At 50.5% G+C, this 22,470-nt stretch carries 11 protein-coding genes; 3 read left to right on the top strand and 8 right to left on the bottom strand.

All coding sequences use genetic code 11. The features are described from left to right. Positions 1-13: 13 nt before the first annotated feature. The 6 genes from LUCIF_RS01225 to LUCIF_RS01250 all read right to left on the bottom strand — a co-directional run bounded on the left by LUCIF_RS01225 (position 14) and on the right by LUCIF_RS01250 (position 9,336). The gene (locus tag LUCIF_RS01225) at positions 14-1,261 is read right to left on the bottom strand and encodes a glucose-1-phosphate adenylyltransferase (RefSeq protein WP_122626054.1); all 1,248 of its coding nucleotides are present in this window, start codon (positions 1,259-1,261) and stop codon (positions 14-16) included. Then, positions 1,191-3,176 carry a 1,4-alpha-glucan branching protein GlgB gene (gene glgB / locus LUCIF_RS01230; RefSeq protein ID WP_122626055.1) on the bottom strand — a complete coding sequence of 662 codons (1,986 nt, stop codon included), beginning with the start codon at positions 3,174-3,176 and terminating at the stop codon, positions 1,191-1,193. The genes LUCIF_RS01225 and glgB overlap by 71 nt, the downstream gene beginning before the upstream one ends. A gap of 139 nt (positions 3,177-3,315) precedes the next feature. Further along, positions 3,316-5,775: a glycogen/starch/alpha-glucan phosphorylase gene (locus LUCIF_RS01235; protein WP_122626056.1), complete on the bottom strand. Its 2,460-nt coding sequence runs from the start codon at positions 5,773-5,775 to the stop codon at positions 3,316-3,318. Positions 5,776-5,797: 22 nt separating this feature from the next. Then, positions 5,798-6,916 carry a glucose-1-phosphate adenylyltransferase subunit GlgD gene (gene glgD, locus LUCIF_RS01240; protein WP_122626057.1) on the bottom strand — a complete coding sequence of 373 codons (1,119 nt, stop codon included), beginning with the start codon at positions 6,914-6,916 and terminating at the stop codon, positions 5,798-5,800. Further along, positions 6,913-8,070, bottom strand: a complete 1,158-nt coding sequence (locus tag LUCIF_RS01245) for a glucose-1-phosphate adenylyltransferase (RefSeq protein ID WP_122626058.1) — start codon at positions 8,068-8,070, stop codon at positions 6,913-6,915. Before LUCIF_RS01245 ends, glgD begins: the two co-directional genes overlap by 4 nt. 207 nt (positions 8,071-8,277) lie before the next feature. Next, a complete protein-coding gene (locus tag LUCIF_RS01250) occupies positions 8,278-9,336 on the bottom strand; it encodes a M48 family metallopeptidase (protein ID WP_207856798.1) in 1,059 nt (352 codons plus the stop codon). Positions 9,337-9,564: 228 nt separating this feature from the next. Here LUCIF_RS01250 and LUCIF_RS01255 point away from each other — a divergent pair, with 228 nt between their 5' ends. The 3 genes from LUCIF_RS01255 (at position 9,565) to LUCIF_RS01265 (ending at position 15,105) form a co-directional block, all read left to right on the top strand. Then, positions 9,565-10,419 (top strand): pyruvate, water dikinase regulatory protein, encoded by an 855-nt coding sequence (locus LUCIF_RS01255; protein WP_122626059.1) that lies wholly within the window; start codon positions 9,565-9,567, stop codon positions 10,417-10,419. Next, complete coding sequence (gene ppdK, locus LUCIF_RS01260; protein WP_122626060.1) at positions 10,412-13,072, top strand: pyruvate, phosphate dikinase; 2,661 nt, start codon at positions 10,412-10,414, stop codon at positions 13,070-13,072. Before LUCIF_RS01255 ends, ppdK begins: the two co-directional genes overlap by 8 nt. A 236-nt stretch (positions 13,073-13,308) precedes the next feature. Continuing rightward, positions 13,309-15,105, top strand: coding sequence for a diguanylate cyclase domain-containing protein (locus LUCIF_RS01265; RefSeq protein ID WP_165865836.1), 1,797 nt, complete (start codon positions 13,309-13,311; stop codon positions 15,103-15,105). A gap of 44 nt (positions 15,106-15,149) precedes the next feature. On the opposite strand, the gene addA is transcribed toward LUCIF_RS01265, so the two are convergent. Both addA and addB read right to left on the bottom strand, forming a co-directional pair. Further along, a complete protein-coding gene (addA, locus tag LUCIF_RS01270; RefSeq protein ID WP_122626062.1) occupies positions 15,150-18,884 on the bottom strand; it encodes a helicase-exonuclease AddAB subunit AddA in 3,735 nt (1,244 codons plus the stop codon). After that, positions 18,881-22,339, bottom strand: coding sequence for a helicase-exonuclease AddAB subunit AddB (gene addB / locus LUCIF_RS01275; protein ID WP_122626063.1), 3,459 nt, complete (start codon positions 22,337-22,339; stop codon positions 18,881-18,883). The genes addA and addB overlap by 4 nt, the downstream gene beginning before the upstream one ends. Between the last annotated feature and the right edge of the window lie 131 nt (positions 22,340-22,470).

Genomic DNA, 22,470 nt, shown 5'->3' on the forward strand with positions numbered 1-22,470 from the left:
CCTTCCTCCTGCTTTATACCACATACAAATGGACAAACTGATCCTGTTCCCAGTTTTCCGGACTGACAACAGTATTTTTCTGTATTTTACAATTCTGAGGAATCAGGATATTCTCGCCGATAATCGTTAATCCTGTGGCGACATCGCTTTGATGGGGCCGGGAATCGGCATATTCTTCGCAACCGATTTGACAACCGTCCTCCACAATACTTTCTTCACCGATAATAGCCCTTTCAAGGTGTACCCCCGCCCCGATGCGGGCATTGGGCATAATCACGCAATCCCTTATTTTAGATCCCTCACCAATGCTCACACCGGGGAACAACACGGAATGGTCCACTTCGCCGTACACTAAGCAGCCGCCGCCAATCATGGAGCGGCAAACCCTGCCCGTCGCATTGACATAATGGGGAGGTTGCACAGGATTAACACAATAAATGGGCCAGGCCTCATTGTACATGTCAAGCAGCGGTTCCTCGCACAGGAGGTCCATATTAGCCTCCCACAAACTCTCCACCGTTCCTACGTCTTTCCAATATCCCTTGAACGGATAGGCCAGCATCCGCTGTCCATTGTGCAGCATTTTGGGAATGATATTCTTGCCGAAGTCATGACTGGAATGCGGATCCTGCTCATCTTCCTGCAGGTACCGCTTCAAAAGATTCCAGTTAAACACATAGACCCCCATAGAGGCTAAATTCGTCTTGGGCTTTTTGGGCTTCTCCTCAAATTCGGCAATCTTTCCGTCCCGGTCGGCATTCATAATCCCAAACCGGCCGGCCTCTTCCCACGGGACTTCAATTACCGAGATGGTGGCCTCGGCCTGTTTTTGCTTATGATAAGACAGCATTGCCGAATAGTCCATAGTATATACATGATCGCCCGACAACACCAGAACATAGTCGGGATCATATTGTTCGATGAAGCGGATATTCTGGTACACCGCATTGGCCGTTCCCTTGTACCATTCACCGCCCTTCTCCTTCATATACGGCGGCAAAAGAAAGAGACCTCCATCCAGTCTTTCCAGGTCCCAGGGACTGCCTACCCCGATGTAACTGTTGAGCGCCAGCGGCTGATACTGGGTCAAAACCCCGACTGTATCGATTCGCGAGTTATAGCAGTTACTCAATGTAAAGTCAATGATCCGGTACTTGCCGCCAAATGGTACGGCTGGTTTCGCCAGGTTCTTAGTCAGTATTCCTAAGCGGCTGCCTTGTCCGCCCGCCAGCACCATGGCAATATACTCCTTTTTGGGCATATCCTTTCCCTCCATTGAACTTCTTTAGTCGCCAAGATGGCTGCAGCTTTAAATATACAGTCGCCAGCGGCGGAATTTTCAGCACAAGCGAAAAAGGCTGATTATGCCAGCCTTTCTTTTTGGCTGGTAGAACGCCGGTGTTTTTCTGTCCGGAACCGCCGTAGATCGTATTGTCGCTATTAAAAATTTCCCGGTATTTTCCCGCCCGGGGAACGCCGATACGATACCCGTCCCGGACAACGGAGGTAAAATTGGCAACAATAACAAGAAAATCATGCTTATTTCTTCCCATCCGCAGAAAACTTACAATGCTCTGACTGGAATCGTCGCAATCAATCCAGGAAAAACCCGGCCAGTCATGATCCTGCTGCCAGAGAGATCTTTCACGGCGGTAAAAATGATTTAGCTCCTTCATATAGCGCCACAATTTCCGGTGTTTTTCATACTCCAGCAGATGCCAGTCCAAACTGTCATAATATTTCCATTCAATGAATTGCCCAAATTCACCGCCCATAAAAATAAGCTTCTTTCCCGGATGCGCCATCATATATGCGTAAAAAGTGCGTACCCCGGCAAATTTCTGCCAGTAATCGCCCGGCATTTTATCCAGCAGTGACCTTTTGCCGTGAACCACTTCATCATGGGATAACGGCAGGATAAAATTTTCAGAAAAAGCATACAAAAAGGAAAATGTCAGCAAATTGTGATGCCATTGACGGAATAGCGGATCCATCTCCATATACTTCAGCACATCATTCATCCAGCCCATATTCCATTTATAATTAAAGCCTAGTCCACCCAGATAGGTAGGACGGCTGACAAGCGGCCAGGCCGTTGACTCCTCGGCAATCATCAGGGCTTGCGGGTAATTTTCGAACACCCTTTCATTCAATTTACGGAGAAAGTCAATGGCCTCAATATTTTCCCGGCCGCCGTACTGATTGGAAAACCAGCATTGATCCTTCCGGCCGTAATCCAGATACAACATGGACGCTACCGCATCCACCCTGAGCCCGTCAATATGATACACATCAAACCAAAACAGGGCATTGGAAATAAGAAAACTTTGCACTTCATAGCGGCCAAGATTAAAATTGGCCGTTCCCCACTCGTTTTCGCCCCGGCGGCAATCCTCATGTTCGTACAGTGCCGTACCGTCAAACCGCCTGAGTCCTTGATCGTCCTTGCAAAAGTGGCCGGGTACCCAGTCCAGAATCACACCAATCCCCCGTTGATGGCACCGGTCCACAAAATAGCGAAAATCATCCGGTGTGCCGTAACGGCTGGTAACAGCATAATAGCCGGTTGCCTGATAGCCCCACGAACCGTCAAAGGGGTGCTCGGCCAAAGGCAGAAACTCAATATGGGTATAGCCCATATCGGCCACATAATCGACTAATTGTTCGGCCAGTTCCCGGTAAGTCAACGGCTGGCGCTTCTCCGTAAACCGCCACGACCCCGCGTGTACTTCGTAGATAAGCATTGGCTGCTCGTAGCTGGGATTTTGCTGCTGATAATGCTGCCACTTTTTATCCTGCCAGACATAGTGGTCCAACTCATAGACGACGGAAGCGGTTCCCGGACGGACTTCGGCAAAAAAGCCGTACGGATCGGCTTTTAATTGCAATCCGCCCCCGGCGGTGCGAATCTCGAATTTATAAACTTCTCCCGGCGCCAGCCCGGGAACGAACGAAGACCATATACCGGACTGTCCAATTAGTTGTAAAGGATGACGGTTCCCATCCCAATGGTTAAAATCACCAACTACACTGACTGCCGCCGCATTCGGCGCCCATACCGCAAAGCGGACCCCAGTCCGTCCGCCTTCCCGCCGGCAATGCGCCCCCATAAAACGGTAAGCGCGAAACTGGGTTCCTTCATTAAACAAAAAAAGATCCGTATCTGTTATATGCATGAATATTCTAGCCCATTCCTTATTAGTATCTTCATTTCATATTCTGTACACTCAAACACTACTTTATGTCATATTTTTAACCAAAACAAAATTTTTGCCATTCAAAAATTAAGAAAGACCGCTGCTGCGGTCTTTCGCCTTATTTTTTATTCCACAAATCGATATCATCCCAGTCCACAATAATGACCGGTTTAATTTTCCATATACCAATAGCATACTCCGATATGGTGCGGTCACTGGAAAAACGGCCGGCCTGAGCCGTATTGGAAATTGCCATAGACAGCCATTCCCGACGCCTTTGAAATAAACTGTCCACCTTGGATTGAGCCGCCGCATAGGCGGGAAAATCTTTCAGGACAAAATATTCATCGTTGTAGTACAGCAGGGAGTCATAAATATCTTTAAATTCTTCCGGACCGGCTGATAATCCGCAGGCCAGCTGGTCGACCACCGTCCGGATGCGGGGATTGGACAAATACTCATCCTGGGATTTATAGCCGCCGTTTTGATAATAAGCAAGAACCTGATCCGCCGTGAGACCAAAAATAATTATATTATTTTCGCCCATTTCCGCCCGCATTTCAATATTGGCTCCATCCAAGGTACCGATGGTAACTGCGCCATTCAGCATGAACTTCATATTGCCGGTTCCCGAGGCTTCCCGGCTGGCGGCGGATATCTGCTCGCTAACGTCGGCCGCCGGAATAATCATCTCCGCCAAAGATACGCTGTAGTTTTCCAAAAATACTACTTTTAGCTTATCACCAATGCCTGGGTCATTATTTACCACAGCCGCCAGGGTGGTAATCAGCTTAATGATTTGTTTCGCGTAAATATAGCCGGGAGCCGCCTTGCCGGCAAAAATAAAGGTCCGCGGCACAATATCAAGATTCGGATTGACCTTTAGCCGGTTATATAAATCCATAATGTGAAGCACATTCAGTACCTGCCGTTTATAGGCATGAATGCGTTTTACCTGTACATCAAAAATCGAGGCGGGATCGACAGCCACCCCCAGCTTTTCCCGGATAAACCGTCCCAGATCTTCTTTATTCTTCTTCTTGATTCCGGCAAACTGTTCCTGAAACAGGCTGTCACCGGCATACTTTTGCAACTGCCCCAGATCGGTGGGATGATAAATCCAGCTTGGTCCGATGGCTTCGGTGATTAATCCCGCCAATTGCGGATTGGCATTTAAAAGCCACCGCCGGTGAGTTACCCCGTTGGTCTTATTATTAAATTTGCGAGGATAAAATTCGTGAAAATGACGCATAACCTGTTTTTTTAATATTTCCGTATGAATTTTAGCTACGCCATTGACACTGTAACTGCCGGCGACGGCCAAATGCGCCATATGGACATAACCGTAGGAGATAATGGCCATCGAGGCGATCTTGCTCCAATCCCCGGGATACCGCTCCCACAATTTACGGCAAAAGCGCTCGTTGATTTCATTTACAAGCAGATAAATGCGCGGCAATAAGGCTTTAAACATATCTACGGGCCATTTTTCCAGCGCCTCGGGCAAAATCGTGTGATTGGTATATGACATGGTGTTGCTCGTTATTTCCCAGGCCTCATCCCAATCCATTCCCTCTTCATCAATCAGGATGCGCAGCATTTCCGGAATGGCCAACGCCGGATGGGTATCATTAATGTGTATCGCCACCTTATCGGCGAAATCACTTAAAGTCCCGTGCCTGGCCTTGTAATGGCGAATGATTCGCTGCAGCCCTGCCGAAACAAAAAAATATTCCTGCTTTAACCGGAGAACCATGCCGCCTGGATAGCGGTCGTCGGGATACAAAATATGCGATATGGACTCCACTGCCGACTTGTATTCCACCGTCTTCAAATAATCGCCCCGGTTAAAGGAGGAATAATCAGAACCGGCATTAATCGATTCCGCACTCCACAAGCACAGGGTATTTACCGTGTCGTTCTGGTAGCCGGCTATGGGAATATCATAAGGAACGGCCAAAACGGGCTCGTAATTTTCATGAAAATAAGTTAGTCTTCCCTTGATTGTTTCCGTTCGCACCTGCCCGCCAAAACGGACTTCCACCGACCGGTCGGCCTTGCGGATTTCCCAGGCATAACCGTCCTTCAGCCAATTATCAGGTAATTCCACTTGATGCCCATCGATAATTTTTTGTTCGAATAGCCCATATTTGTACCGGATACCGCAGCCATGCCCCGGCAGATGGCGCGAGGCCATAGAATCAAGGAAACAGGCGGCCAGTCTTCCCAGCCCCCCGTTTCCCAGGCCGGCGTCAGGTTCCATATTTTCCAATTCACCCAGGTTGATGCCTAATTCGCCCAGCGCTTCCCGGCAGCGTTCCCGGATGTTCAGATTCAGTAAATTGGAACTCAGCAGCCGCCCCAGTAAAAACTCTATGGAAAAATAATAAATCTGCTTTTCACTGCGGGCCTCATACTGTTGATTGGTCAGAATCCATTTCTTACACATATAATCCCGGACCACACTGCACAACGTCGTGTACCGATCCAGGGAAGAAGCTCCTTCAATGCTTTTGCCGTACATGGTTTGCAGCTTCTCAATAAATGCTTGTTTAAATGCCTCTTTATCCAGATTCACAAAACCCCTCCCGTATGCTGTCCTATACCACCATTCCTTTGCGGACTACCAGGGGAAAATTAATTTCTCCCCGTAGCTTTTTGCCGGCTGTTATATACACTTCCTTATCGCAGATCATGTTTTCCAGAGCGGCATTTTCACCGACATCCACCTTTTGCATAAGAATGCTGTTTCTGATTACTGCCCCCTTATGGACTTTTACCGCCCGGAATAAAATACTGTTCTCGACTTGCCCTTCAATAACACTGCCGTCGGCAATCAAGGATTTTTTAACGCGGGAAGTATCCTTGTATCTAGCCGGCGCCTCATCCTTCACCTTGGTGTAAATCAGTCCGGGGCGAGTAAATAAATTACGCCAGATATCGGTCTCCAGGAGGGCCATACTCTGCTGATAATAACTCCGTACCGAGTGGATGCGGGCCATATAGCCTTCGTGGGCATACCCGAGAACTTTAAATTGGTCCAGATTCCGCATAATTCCGTCGCGGACAAAATCACTGCCGCCGCGGGAAATGGCGGCATCGATCAGATTTAGCAGCACAGCCTTCTCCATAATATACATTCCCATGGCAATGTTGTGACTGATAATTCGCAAAGGGTGCAGTTCCATGCCGGTAACCCTGCCGTCCGCCGCAATCTTAACGGATGTGCAGTTCATAAAATCAGCATCCGGCAGCATTGTTTTATACAGCAGAGTCACATCCGCCTTTTGTTGCAAATGATACTGAAATACGGGCCGGAAATCCATATTGGCAATCATATTGCTGGAACCGATAATCACATACTTCTGCCGGCTTTTTTGAATATAATCAAAATGAGTATAAAAATGACGCAGATCACCCGGCATAATCCCGCTGTTAGAGTGGGAATGGCCGGGCGGCAACAAAAATAAACCGTCCCGCTTCCTGGCCAGGTCCCATTCCTTGCCTGAACGAAGGTGGTCCATCAGCGAACGGTCATTTTCCTTTTTCACAAGGATCCCTACATTAGGAATACCGGAATTGATCATATTGGATAAAATAAAATCGATTAAGCGGTAGCGGCCGCCAAACGGTACGGCGGCTACCGGCCGATGCTCGGTCAACTCCCGGAAAAATTCTTCTTCCTCATTAAGATTAATAATACCCATGACGTCTTTCACGCTTCCCTGCTCCCTTCCCGGCAAATCCTGGCACCTTCCTCAATGACCGCGATAGGCATGGCAGCAATTTCCGAACCCACCCTACATCCTTCTTCCACAACGCTCCTGCGTCCCACAATGGCCCGGATCACCTGCGCGCCGGCACCAATGCGGGCATATGGCATTACTACCGAATCTTTAACCGTAGCTTCCGGACCGATTTGTACGCCGGGAAACAATACCGAGCGCTCCACTGTCCCCTGCACCAGGCAGCCTTCACCAATCAATGAACAAGCGATCTTAGCGGTTTCGGCTACAAAATGGGGCGGACGGGCTGAATTGACGGAATAAATAGGCCAGGCAGGGTCATAAAGATCCAATTGAGATTCATCCTTTAACAGGTCCATATTGGCCTCCCAAAAGCTCTCCACCGTCCCCACGTCTTTCCAGTAGCCGTCGAAATGATAGGCGTTCAAAACTCTTCCGTCGAAAAGCATTTTGGGAATTATGTTCTTGCCAAAATCGTGGCTCGACTGTTTGTCCTGGACATCTTCCTGCAAATAATGCCGCAAAACGTCCCAGGTAAAAATATATACCCCCATTGACGCCAGATTGCTTTGGGGGCTTTGGGGCTTTTCCGCAAATTCCCTGATTCTTCCGTCCGGCCCGGCATTCATAATTCCAAAACGGGATGCTTCCTCCCAGGGCACTTCAATTACGGCAATCGTCGCCTCTGCCCGGCTTTCCTTATGGTAATCCAGCATAAGGGAATAATCCATCTTGTAAATGTGGTCCCCGGACAAAACCAGTACATACTCAGGCCGAAATAATTCGAGAAAATTCATGTTTTGACAGATGGCATCGGCAGTGCCGCGGTACCACTCACCCCCTTTATCTTTTAAATAAGGAGGCAATACAAAAACACCGCCGTTCTTCCGGTCCAGATCCCAGGAAGTACCGATTCCAATATAAGAATGCAGCGTCAACGGCTGATACTGGGTCAATACGCCAACCGTATCAAGGCCCGAATTGTAACAATTACTCAGGGCAAAATCAATAATCCGGTATTTACCGCCAAACGGCACGGCCGGTTTCGCCAGTCTCCGGGTAAGACATCCCAGTCTGCTGCCTTGACCGCCTGCCAATAACATAGCCACACACTCTTTTCTGAGCATACCGCTCCCTTTTCCCCTTTCTCATGGTTGGAATTGTTACTATCATGCATATTCCGTTAAGTAGTAAAAAAGACGTCCCCCTTAAAAAAAAACAAAAATCCCATCTGTACATACGGGGTAAACCAGACAACTACTTGAAACACATCTAACTAAGAAACCTTATTATGAAAAAAACAGCCTCCCAACTTAAGGAGACTGTCTAATCTGTTATTGCGCCGTTTTTTGCCGGGCCGCCCATTCTTTCAGTTTTTGTATGTAAGTATCACCAAGTTCCATCAGGCCCGTACCGGCAGCTGCCGCATCCTGATCGGTCAGGGTACCGATGGCCTGGTCATCGTAATAAATGGTCAAAGTTCCAACGCCATCCGAATCCAAAATTAATTCATCAGGGTTCAAATCGGGCAACTGGGTCAGGCGATACAACCGGCCGGCAATCAGCTCTGCCCGATAAAGCGCCTTATAACCGCCGTAATCCGTCGTCAGCGGCGGCAAGCTCCAATTACCGTCCACAATTTGCGCCCCTTGGTCGGTTTGGACTACCATGGGGTGGATGTTTGCCTCCTTCATGTAACCCGCCACCAGCGCGATCCTGGCTTTGCCCTCGGGGTGGTCCGAAAACAGATCGTAATGATACTTTTGATCCATTTCGGACAACTTTTGCAGACCAATCATCATACTATAAGGATTATAGCCGGCTTTAAACGACTGGAGAAACCCCAGGCGGTCGGCTTCCCGTTCGTCTTCGCGGCTGTAACCGGCGGTAATGGCCTGCATAACCAGGCTTTGCAGAAAAACGCCGCGGTCACCGAAGGCTGCGATAAATAAAAGGTTCATACCCAGACTTTTTTCAATCTGTTTTACCACATGCCGCTTGACCGCATGCCCCAGTTCGTGGCCCAACACTCCGGCCAATTCATCGTCGGAAGGCATCAAATCCACTAACCCTTTAAATACGTAAATGAAACCGCCCGGCAGCGACAAGGCATTGACTTCTTTCGAATTAAGCACTTTAAAGGTATACGGCAGGTTAGGGCGGTCGCACACGGCCACAAGGCGCCGGCCAATGTTACTGACCCGCTCCTGCAAGGCGGCATCGTTCACTAAGCCGTACTCTTTCTCCAACTGCTTGGCCGCATCGCGGCCCATGGAAATTTCGTCCTTTTCACTAATGATGCCGGCGTGAGCTTGCGGCAAAATCCCCAGGTTGATAAACAATAATAAAAATATACAAAAGCCGGTTACCCGCTGCTGCCAAACCAACCGCACCTTAATCACTCCCTTGTTTCCCTGATCCCTGTACCACGAGCCGAAAGACCGCGCCAACGGTTGATGGTAGGAGAATTCGACATTCCACCGGTGATTCCTCCCGCCGGCAATTCTTCCGAGCCTTACTATACTGGACGAAACTCTTAAAGAAATAATTAAAATATCAGAAAATTATTAACCATTTTCCCTAATTATATGGTATAATATTCCATATGAATTTTTTGGAATATGGTGCCAAAGGAGGAATTACTTATTAGCTCGAATTCAACAAAGGTACCGGTCATCTATGTCCTTTCAGACTCGATCGGCGAAACGGGCGAAGCAGTGGTCAAAGCCGCCGCCAGCCAGTTTGATCATGGTCTGGTTGACATACGAAGGGCACCTTACTTAAAAACCATACGGGAGGTGGAAAAAGCATTAACGGATGCGTCAGAAGTAGGGGCTGCCATTGTATACACGCTGGTACATCAGGATCTGAAAAGCTTTTTAGAAAGGACTGCCCGGGAATACGGACTGATTCACGCGGACATTATGGGTCCCGTTATGAACGCGCTGCAAAGTGTCACTCATATAAGTCCCAAAAATGAACCCGGTCTGATCCGAAAATTGGATGAAACTTACTTTTCCAAGGTAGAAGCTATTGAATTTGCGGTTAAATATGACGACGGCAAAGAACCTCATGGAGTATTGCGGGCTGATATCGTCGTTACCGGCATTTCCCGGACGTCGAAGACTCCTCTGTGCATGTATCTGGCCCATAAGGGTATTAAAGCAGCCAACGTACCGTTGGTTCCCGAGGTCAATCCACCGGAAGAGTTATTTAAGGTCGCACGTAAAGTAGTCGGACTTACCATTAAGCCTTCCCATTTGTTTGAAATCCGGAAAGAGCGCCTGAAAACCATGGGTTTGTCCCAAACGGATGATTACGCTAACTGGGAACGGATTTTAATGGAGTTGGATTATGCAGCTTCGATTATGCGTAAAATTGGCTGTCCTGTCGTTGATGTAACCAACAGAGCTGTCGAGGAAACTGCAGCGAAAGTATTGGATTTTTATCGGAAGGGAGCTAAAAAAAATGAGTAAAAATGTTTACCTTTTTCATGAAGGCCGGGCTGATATGAAAGCCCTGTTAGGAGGTAAAGGCGCTAATCTGGCCGAGATGACCAATATTGGCCTTCCCGTTCCCCCCGGCATGACCATTACCACGGAAGTATGCAAGGAATATTACCGTTTGGGCCGCAAATTTCCGGCAAATCTGATGCAGGAAGTAAAAGAAAAACTGTTGTATATCGAAGAAAAAGCCGGCAAAAAATTCGGTGATCCCGAAAACCCCCTGCTGGTTTCCGTTCGTTCCGGCGCCATGTTCTCTATGCCCGGTATGATGGATACCATCCTGAACCTGGGGTTAAATGAACAAACAGTCAGCGGGCTGGCCAAAGCGACCGACAACCCGCGTTTCGCATATGATGCGTACCGCCGTTTCATCCAAATGTTTAGCGATGTGGTTTTGGAAATTCCCAAACATGAATTTGAATATATTCTCGCCCGGCAAAAGGAAGAGCAGGGTGTGAGCTATGACCAGCAGCTTTCGGCCGAATCCCTGCGTCAAATCATCAATGATTATAAGGACCTTGTCCAGGAAAAAGAGGACCGCCCCTTCCCCGAAGACCCCATGGAACAGCTGACGATGGCCATTGAAGCCGTTTTTCGCTCCTGGAACAACGACCGGGCCATCATTTACCGGAACTTACATAAAATTTCTCATGACCTGGGTACAGCCGTCAATGTTCAATCCATGGTGTTCGGCAATATGGGCAATGACTGCGGTACCGGTGTAGCCTTCACCCGCAACCCCTCCACCGGTGAAAATATACTCTACGGTGAATACTTGACCAACGCCCAGGGGGAAGATGTCGTAGCGGGCATCCGCACCCCGCAGCCGATCGCCAAGCTGCAGGGAGAAATGCCTGCCGTCTTTGAGCAGTTTAAAAAGACAGCCTATTTATTGGAGAGACATTACAGAAATATGCAAGACCTGGAATTTACCATTGAGCGGAGCAAACTATACATGTTGCAAACCCGTAACGGCAAACGCACCGCCCAGGCGGCCGTAAAAGTTGCCTATGATATGGTTCAGGAAGGTCTTATTTCGAAAGAAGAAGCCCTTATGATGGTCGAGCCGGGTCAGCTTGACCAGTTGCTTCACCGCCAGATCGACGCCAAAGTGGAACTGAATGTCCTGGCCAAAGGCTTGCCCGCCTCTCCCGGTGCTGCTTCCGGTTCCGTCGTTTTTGATGCCGACGAAGCCGAGCGCCTGGGTAAAGCCGGTCAAAAAGTTCTTTTAGTCAGAACGGAAACCACTCCCGATGATATTCACGGTATTATTGCCGCGCAAGGCATTCTTACCAGCCGTGGCGGCATGACCAGCCATGCTGCCGTTGTAGCCCGTGGTATGGGCAAACCATGCGTCTGCGGCTGTGAGGCTATGAAAATTGACTATGACCGCAAAATCTTCGCCGTAGGCAATACCATTGTCAACGAGGGCGACCTAATTTCAATCGACGGTGCTACCGGCCGGGTCATTCTCGGCTCGGTTACATTAAAAGATCCGGAATTATCCAAAGAATATCTTACTATCCTGGAATGGGGCGACCAGGTTAAACGGCTGGGAATCCGGGCCAACGCCGATACTCCGGAAGACGCCCGCAAAGCGCGCGAATTTGGTGCCGAGGGCATTGGTCTGACCCGTACCGAGCATATGTTTATGGGACAGGACCGTTTACCTTACGTACAAAAAATGATCCTGGCCGAAACGCTGGAAGACCGCCAGGAGGCTCTTTCCCATCTGTTGCCGATGCAGGAGGGAGATTTCTATGGCATTCTGAAAGAAATGCAGGGCTATCCCGTCTGTATCCGTCTCTTAGACCCGCCGCTGCACGAATTCCTGCCGAGTCTGGAAGAACTGCTCGTGGAAACGACGGAACTTAAAATTACCCGCAATGATCCGGCCCGGCTGGAAGAAAAGGAAATGCTGCTGAAAAAAGTACGCTCCTTGCACGAATTCAACCCGATGCTCGGTCATCGCGGCTGCCGTTTAGGTATTACCTTCCCGGAAGTCTACGAAATGCAAATCCGGGCCATCTTTAATGCTAGTGCCCGGTTGGTCAAAGAAGGCTGCAAAGTTCTGCCGGAAGTAGAAATTCCGCTAACCATTGATATATCGGAAATGAAGTTCTTCAAGGAACGGATTGATATTATTGCTAAAGAAGTCATGGCTGAATACGGAGTATCCTTCCATTATGTCTCCGGCACCATGATCGAACTGCCCCGGGCGGCGCTTCTCGCCGATGAATTGGCGGAGGTCGCCGAATTCTTCAGCTTCGGTACCAACGACCTGACCCAAACCACCTTAGGCTTTAGCCGTGACGATGCGGAAGGCAAATTCCTCACGCATTATCTGGAAGCTAAAATACTGAAGGAAAATCCCTTTATCACTCTTGACCGCAAAGGGGTGGGCAAACTGATGAAGCAAGCCGTCGAAGGAGGCCGCAAAACCCGTCCGGGTCTCTTAATCGGTATCTGTGGCGAACACGGCGGTGAACCCAGTTCTGTGGAATTTTGCCACATGATTAGTTTGGACTTTGTCAGCTGCTCCCCCTACCGGGTGCCGATCGCCCGGCTGGCGGCTGCTCAGGCGGCCATTAGCGGTGCTGAAAATACCGGCGGCACTAAATAAGAAAAACCGCTAGCGCGGTTTTAGCGATCCTCTTACTTTCCGCGGACTTAGGATACGGAAAACCCGTCCGCAAGCGATTTTCTTAAGGAACGGCTCCGGATAAATTCCGGAGTCGTTCCCTTTTTCTGTGAATACTTAAAACCGTGGAAAAATTTAGCAGGAAAAAATTATCCTGCGACGAAGAAATGTCCGATATATCCTATTTTCACTTTGTTTTCACGAAGGGCGGATGTTATATGCCGTATGATTCTAGCATTGTGTCGGAAGAACAAGGTCTCACTGTTTTTTACCAATTACTATTTGAACAAAGCGCCGACGCAACGGTTGTATGCGAAATCGATAAAAATGGCCGCCTAAAGCGGTTTATCCGGGCAAATCATATGGCCTGTACAAAATTGGAATACACCGAAGCGGAACTCCTGGGGCTGCATCCGCTAGAGACCGTCAAAACCGATCTTTCTTCCCTTGATAATCTTTTAAAGAAGCTGCTTTTACAAAAAACGGTTAGCGGTGAAATTACCTTTCTCACCAAAACCGGTATTAAGCGGCCCGCCGAGATTAGCGCCAGCCTGCTGACCTTTCAGGACCGACATTTTCTTATCTGCACGGCCCGCGACATTACGCCGAGAAAGCGGGCCGAGCAGTCCCTGCGCCGGGTCCAGACCAGAAATCAGGCCCTGATTAATGCCATCCCCGACTTAATGTTTGAAATCAACAAAGCCGGTCTATTCAATGACTTCAAAACCCGGAACCATTTTGATTTTTTTAATCCCGCCGCGGAAGTGATTCAGCAAAATATTAATCACGTTCTTCCCCCCCCCCTTGCCGGCCAAATCATGCATTTTGTTCATAAAACGCTGGTAACCGGACAGGCCCAGTCTTTTGAATTTCAATTTCCCATTCACGGCAGCCACCACGAATGGGAAGCCCGTCTCGTCCCATCGGGACCGGACAGCGTATTGTCGATTATTCGTGACATAACCGACCGGAAGCAGATGGAAAATCAGCTTAAGTATCTTAGCTGGCATGATTCCCTGACCGGTCTTTATAATCGCGCCTTTTTTGAAGAAGAATTGCAACGGCTGACTGCCGATCCCTGCCAGCCTCTCGGCATCATTGTCTGCGATATGGACGGCCTCAAGCTGGCTAACGATACTTTGGGGCATGCCACCGGCGACGAGCTCCTGCTGCAAGCCGCCAAAATCATCAAAAACTCTTTACGGAATGATGACGTACTAGCCCGCATTGGCGGTGACGAATTTGCCATTATTCTGCCGCATGCCCCGGTTCCTGTTGTCGAAAGTATTTGCCGCCGTATCCGCAATGCCATTACGAATTACAACGTTAAAAATCACGGGCATCACTTAAGCATTTCTATCGGTTTTGCCGTCAGCAGCCATTGTCTGAAAGATTTAAAAATCCTGTTCAAAGAAGCAGATAATAAAATGTACCGGGAGAAACTGTTGCGTAAGCAGACCAGTCGCAATACCACCGTCGAAACGGTAATGAAGCTTTTGGAAGCCCGGGATTTTATTACGGAAGGGCATGCCAACCGTCTGCAGGAATTTGTCGCCAACCTAGGTCTCTCCCTGGAACTGCCCCGGCAAAAAATAGCCGACCTTTGTTTATTGGCCAAATTTCATGATATCGGCAAAGTGGGCATTCCCGACCGGATTCTCTTTAAACCGGCGCCCCTGACGCCGGAAGAAAAGATCGAAATGCAGCGCCACGCGGAAATCGGCCACCGCATCGCCTGCGCCGCTGCGGATCTATCCCATATCGCCGGCTGGATCCTTAAACATCATGAATGGTGGAATGGCAAAGGATACCCGCTGGGACTCAAAGAAAAGGACATCCCGCTGGAATGCCGTATTCTGTCGATTGCCGATGCCTATGACGCCATGACCAATGAGCGTCCCTACCGCAAGGCCTTATCGCGGGAAGATGCGATTGCGGAACTGATCCGCGGCGCGGGACGCCAGTTCGACCCTGACCTGGTTTTTAAATTCATTAATAATGTACTCAACAATTAAAGCTTGGCTGGAAGCCAAGCTTTAATTGTTCCCCTTAATGCCCGTCAGTCCGAAACCCAAGAAGGGCATTCACCATCGGACCCGATCCGTATGGCTTCCCCCGTACTGAACACATAAAGATATTTTTCCTTCACTTTTTCCTTTAGTATGGACTCGGCCGCTTCCCCATAAATGCTGAGCTGCAAAGCGTATTTATCCCTTAATTCGGCAGCGCCTTGCCGGCGGTCGGTCTTATAGTCCACAAGCACCAGTCCGTCTTCTTCCCGGAAAAGACAGTCAATGACACCCTGAATAAAAATTCTTTCGCCGTAGCCGGTCAACTCCGGATAAAAACGTTCTGCCGGCAGCATAAAACTAAAAGGAACTTCCCGCCGCACATTTCGTGCCGCCAACAGACGCCGTCCCAGCGGCCGGGTAAAAAAGGCGAGAATTGCCGTCTGGTCCACGGCGGACAAATACTCCGGCAGCAAAATCTCCCGTGCCACCATTTCCTCCAATTGCGCCTGCAGCCTCTCCGCCGTAATTCCCTGTTCCAAACGGAGGTGCTGCATTACGGTATGCATTAACACACCGGTCTCTGTTGCCGTCAGTTTACTTTTCTGCTGAATAAACCGGGGCCGGGTTTGCAATGAGGATTCCGCCAGTACCGGCCGGCTGTCCCCCTCATACGACACCTCAAAACGCCGTTTCATTTCCGTTACGGACAGCTTGGCGGGTTTACCCACAGCCTGACCACAGGCATACCGCCAGCTCAAAATTTCTTCCACCCAGGCCGTTCCCACCGCTTCCTCCAAGGGTTCCAGCCGGCGCACCTTTTCCAGCAGTTCATCGGTAGACGCCGCTGCCGCCTCGGGCAGCCGGATATCATCGGCCTGGATAATCTGCACACCCCAGTGAACGCCGTCCGCATCCGCCATACACCAGTCCTCTTCCCTGCTGTCCCCGCCATAAGCCCGCAATTCTTTGCCGTCGGCGTGACGCATGACTGCCGGGCACAGCCAATCCAAATAAGTTCTGGCACCGGCAATCAGAGCGGCCGGCAACACCGGATTCCGGCAGCCGGCGCCATAACGCCATTTGGCGCACTTACCGGACAGCTTGCCGGCTGATCCGATCAGCACCAGTTTCTCCCTGGCCCGGGTCATGGCAACATAGAGGATACGCAGTTCTTCTGCTTTGGTCTCCAGCGTCAGCTTCCAGGCAATACCATAGCGGGCGAGGGTAGGATACCTAAGCCGCAGTTCCGGAAACGTGGCATAGGGACCGACGCCCAGTTTTTTATGCCGCAGGACCAGGCCGCGACTGTCCTGTAAATTAATTTGCTTGCCCAGGTCCGCCAAAAACACGACCGGAAATTCAAGTCCTTTACTTTTATGAATACTCATAATACGCACCACATCTTCGCTCTCGCCCAGGGCTCGGGCCACCGACAAATCGGTGCCTTTATCCCGCAGCCGGTCAATAAACCGCAAAAAGCGGAACAAACCGCGGAAACTGGTGCTCTCGTACTGGCGGGCCCGGTCGTACATGGCCCTGAGATTAGCCTGGCGGAACATCCCGCCAGGCATGCCGCCTACGTATTCATAATAACCCGTATCGCGATAAATGCGCCAAATCAATTCCGGCACACCCTGGCGGCAGGATAGATCCTGCCAGTTCCGGAGCAAGGTCAGAAACCGGTTTAGTTTGGCCACCAGCTTATGGTCGGCGTCATTTTGGGCACTTTTTTGCTTTACGGCGTCCCACAAATCACCGCCGGGTTCCGCCAGCCGGACTCCGGCCAGTTCCTCCGCCGTAAGTCCAACAAGCGGAGAACGGAAAACACCGGCCAGATGAATATCCTGGCGGGGATTGTCAATCACGCTCAATAAGGAAAGAATAACCTGGACCTCTACCTCCTGGAAATAGCCGCCTTCCAGTTCAGCATAAGCTGGGATTCCTTCCCGCCGCATAAAATCCAGCAATACACCGGCCTTATTCTGAACGGACCGTAGCAAAACCACCATATCCCTCCAGGCCAAAGGGCGATAGCACTGGGACTTTTTATCATAGACCCGGCGGCTTTGATTCATATATTCCTTCATTTTACGAATTATTAAAGCCGCTTCCAGTTCAAAACCCGATAGTTCTTCCACCGCCGCTACCGCTGTCTCCTCTGCCGTCGTATCGCTGTCAGCAGTTTCTTTTTTAGCATTCTCCCGGTCAATCAGATAAAAATCCACCGCACCGGCCAAATTAGGGTACTCAGTGAACGGAAAGTCCGGTCCGGGATGCAGGCTTTCGGCGTCCCCGTAGGACAGTTCAGCTACAGCAGGATGCATCAGTTGGCGAAACAAAAAATTAACAACCTGTAAAATACCCGGACGGCTGCGAAAATTGCGGGATAAATCAATACGCCGGTTCTCTCCCCGTTCTCCGGCAGGATAACTCCGGTACTTTGCCAGGAAAAGTTCCGGTTCAGCCAGCCGGAAGCGGTAAATGCTCTGTTTCACATCTCCCACCATGAATAAATTAGGCCGGTCGGGACGGGAAACCAGCTTTAAAATGGTTTCCTGAACTTCATTCGTATCCTGATACTCATCAATCATGACCTCCTGATACTTCTCCCGGAGCTCCCGGGCTACGGCCGAAGGAACGGTCTCACCGGTCAATGAGGCCTCCTCCCGCAGAACAGCCAGACAGAAGTGCTCTAAATCACTAAAGTCAACCAAGCCTTTGCGCCGTTTAGCCTGGGAAAAATTCTCCGCGAACTCGGCCGTCAAAAGGGATAACGTCCGTATCACCGGGGCCATGGAACGCATATCCTGCAACAATTCAGCCGCCGTACGGCAAAACAGGCTCTCCTGATATTCTTTAATCAACGCTTTGATCTGATTGCGTTCCTGTTGAAAATAATCCTTCCGTTCCTCCGCGACATCTTTCCCCGCCGGCGCCAGCCGGCTGAACCGTACTTCCTGCAAAGCCGCGTACAGACTCTCCCAGGAGCGGCCCGCTGCCAGTAACAAATCATCCAGTATGCCAATATCGTCGGTAAACGTCCTGGCATAGGCGGACGGATTGCCTTCCTTTTGAGCCTCCGCCGCTAGATGGACCAAACGGAGCCTGGCATCGCTCAATTCGAGAATAAATTTGTCCCGCAGCAGGGTAGACCAGGGGGTATGGTCAATATCTGCATCGTCAGACAGAGCAAACGGTGCGGCCAATTTCTCCAGCCAAACCTGCGGCCAGGGATGACTGCGGGAATACTCGTACAGTCCCAGCACCAACTGATACAAAGACTGGTCACTTTTCTCCTCTCCGTAGTGGTCGACAAACTGGAGAAATGCCGCATCTTGAGCGGCATACTTGGCTTCAAATAATTCCTCCAGCACACTCAGGCGCATTAATTCGAGTTCCCCTTCCTCGCCGATGCGGAACTTAGGGTCAAGATCGAGCAAATGAAAGTACTGCCGGACTACACTTTGACAAAAAGCATGAATCGTGCAGATCGACGCCGAACTTAAGAGCAACAGTTGCCGTTCCAGATACGCCGCCCGGGGTTGCGAGTGCAGAGCGGCGGTCAGGGCGGCTTCCACCCGTTCCCGCATCTCGGCCGCGGCGGCGTTAGTAAAAGTCACTACCAGCATGCGGTCTATATTTACGGGCTCCCTGGTATCCAGCACTCTTTGAATAATGCGTTCCACCAGGACCGATGTCTTTCCCGAACCGGCCGCAGCCGCCACCAGCACATTTTGGTTGCGGGCCTGAATGGCGGCCAACTGTTCCGGTGACCAAGTCATATCGACCCCTCCTCTTTCCCGGCTAACTCGCTCATAATAACCGGGTCCGCCTTATTCTCCAATTGGCGGTATTCATTTTCCGGCAACAGCAGGTCAAATTGACAAACCGGGGCAAACGAACAATGCGTACAGGCTATTGTCTTATCCAGCATGTAAGGAGCTATGTCGCTCCGGCCAGACAAAATGCCCCGGGCCGTATTTTGCAGTAAAAAACGGGCATGAGCCAACAGCAGGCGGAATTCCTCCGCCGTTTTCAAGTACGGGCGCGACATCTTGCTAAACGTGCCGTCCTTATTCAGTCCTACTTTTAGAAACTCAGACGGACCCGCAAGCATCCCGTCAATTTGTTTTACCACTGCCGGATCATCAAGAACCCAGCCGGGCATTTTAAGAGCCTGGTTAATTTTTTTCTCAACCTCGGCGGGCGATAAAAAGGCTGGTTCCGAAACACTGGGATTGCGCAAGAAAAAGTACAAAATTCCGGCAGGCAGATATTCTGCTTTCTCCGCCTTTAATCCCAGGGAGCAAGCCGCCAGTAAATAGATTAAAAGCTGCAATTTAAGTCCGTGGTATACTTCCGGCAGAGTCAGCCAGGCACCACCGGATTTATAATCAATAATCAGAATATATTCCCGCCCGTTATACAGGGCGGCGTCCAGCCGGTCAATACGTCCCGCCAGTTCCAGCCGGATCCCGTCAGGCAGAGAAAAAGCGAGCGGCGGCAACGAACCTTCTTCGCCGCCGAAAGTTTGTTCCAACGCAAACGGTTTAAACAAACTTCCCCGGTCAAACGCCGCCAGACGCTCTACCGCCTTAGCCGCCGTTTTTTGCAGACGGCCCGTTATATGGCGATACTGGCCCGAACTCAGTAAAATTTCATTCTGCAGTTTAGGGGCCAGTTCCTTAATAATGACGGCTACCCGCTCTGCCCGTTCCCGCTCGTCAAGACTCCCCCATCCGCGCCCTTCCGCCAGGATCCGCTCGCCGAATTCTTTCAGAGCGGCATGCAAAAACTGACCGAAGTCAGGCGCTTCCAGCCGGAACATAGCCCGTTCCCGCAGACTTAGTCCATATTGCGCAAAATGTTTAAACGGGCAGGCCTGGAAACTTTCAAACCGGGTGACACTGCCCCGCAAAACATTTTTGCTGACATACAGGGACCGGGCCAGTTCCCGGTCCAAATCGCCCGCCTGATTACAATGAAAAAGTCCCGCCGTTATCTGCGCCAGTTTCTGCTGCCATACCGGGTTCTGACGAGCCCAGTTATAAACATCCCGCCACAAGGAACTAAATGCCCCGCCGTTCTTATAAACCCGGAGACTGGTCGCCAGATAGGCCAGGCTTTGCCGGGGATGAACCAGATAATCCCGAATGCAATCTGGTTCCGGTTCTACGGCCAAACCGGTTACGGGCAACCCGCCGGCCAGTTCCCTCACCCGCTTTATCACATAAGAAGGTGCCAGCGATTTTCCATCCCTGTCGGCCAGCGGGTAGCTTAGCCAAAGATAATGGCTGGCCCGGGTTAATGCCGTATAAACTAAAAATTGTTCCGCAAAGGTGTTGGATAATTGTCCCGGACCGATTTCCACTCCCAAACGCGCCATTTCCTGGCGTTCCGCATCGGTAATCATTCCTTCCCCTTGTGCCCGCTGCGGCAGAATGCCTTCCGTTACTCCCGGAATAAAGACAGCCCTGGCATTGGCGATGCGAGTCCGCTCCAGCGACGACACGGCGACATAATCAAGTCCCGGCGGCACTAGACTCAGCTCCAGTCCCTCAAGCCCTTCGCTTATAATATCGGCATACTCCGCAAGGGCAATTTCCGTTTCGCCGAATGCTTCCACCAGTTGGTCCAACAGTTCCAGAATCCCGTCCCAGACCTGTTTATGTTCTTTACTCTGTTCCAAGTCACCCTTTTGTTCCGCCAATCCGCCCCATTTCACCAAACTGTCGGGAACCTGAAGCGCCGCCAGGAAATCGTAAAGCGCCAGCGTATACTGCCGTACCGTAGCCGCTGCCCGCAGCTTTTCACAGAATCGTACCAATTCGGCAGTACACTGGCGGATGGAATGAATCCGCACCAGCCGTTCCTCCTGGCCGTTGCTGATCTCCTGATCCTCCTCCAGCGAATACCGCCGCACGTAATTCCAGCGGTCGTGCTTCAGCCAGGCATTGCCGCGAATGCCGAATTCCAGCACATAGTTTTCCAGCCGGTCAATCTCATCCCGTTCCACCGGAAAAAAACCCGTTTTCAACGTCCGGAATACAGCCTCGTAATTCCAATTTTCCACCACAACTTCCAGCGCCGACCGCACCAGTTCCGCCAACGGATGGTGCACTCCCTGCCGGTGCCGGTCACTAAACAAGGGAATCTCAAAGTCGGCAAATACCGTTTCCACGACATCGCCATAACTGTCCCCATCCCGCAGCAAAACGGCCATATCCCGCCAGCGCCAGCCTTGTTCACGGGCTAGCCTGATCATCGCCCGGGCCATCCCCTCCACCTCGGTCCGCCGGTTGGCCGCTTCCGCCACCGCAACGCCGGACGGCTCAGCCGGATAAGGCAGCAGCGGCAGCACAAAAAACTGTCTTGCCAAATGGTTAATAAACGGATTCACAAACCGCCTTGTATCCATTAGCGGGATCTCTGTCCATTCACCGCCGCCCTGTCGGACCATGGCTTTGAGCTTCTGCAGGGTATTCCATTGCCGGTGAAACAGGTCGGTCTCCAACTGCCGGGATGGCGACCCGGGCTGGTCAATACATAAAGTAACCGTTACTTCCTCCGCTGTTTCCGTCAGTTTTTTAATAACAGCATATTCCCGTGGCGTAAACCAGCTAAAGCCATCCACCCATATTCTGGATCCCCTAAGTAGTAGAGATTGAGGTATTTTTTCCGCCAACAATTGCAAATCATCTTCCGGATCGTCATACCGTCCCTGCAGGAAGGTCTCCAATCCGGAAAAAATGAGAGTCAGATCACAAAGCTTATCGGCAAGAAGGGAAGGCGGCAAATTGGGCAACGCCGCCTTAAGCTGCACCGGTGAAACGCCATAGTTCTTAAATTCCTGAATCAGACCGGCCAGGGTAGCCGCAAAATTACGTTCTTTGGCAGCCCGCTGAAATACTTTCAATTTCTCCCGATTGGCCAAAAGCAATTGGCGCAGAATAAGGCGTTTACCCATTTCGGTAATACGGGGCCGTAAACTGCCGCCCGTTTCCAGAAAAACCCGGTGGGCGAGACGGCGAAAACCCAATACGTAAGCCCGGGCAAATCCATCAAGACCGGGAGTGTCCGCCAGCTCCCGCTCTACCTGAAACGTGGCCTGTTCCGGAAGAAGCAGGATTAACGGTGCTCCCTCCGGCTCCCTCAATAGATTGTCCCTGATTTCCGTTAAACAAAAGCGGGTTTTTCCCGCCCCCGCCGGCCCGTAAACCAAACGAAATTTTAGCATCTCTACTCTCCACTCTATCCGGCGTGCCTGCCGGCTGCAATTTCACTTTATGATAGTTCGGCAATTTTACGATAAATTCCTACCAACACGGAGGTTAGAAAAACCGCTGACACGGTTTTTCGGCTCGTGGC

This window comes from Allolucifera butyrica, assembly GCF_900476375.1.
Lineage (GTDB): Bacteria > Bacillota > Negativicutes > Sporomusales > UPPP01 > Lucifera > Lucifera butyrica.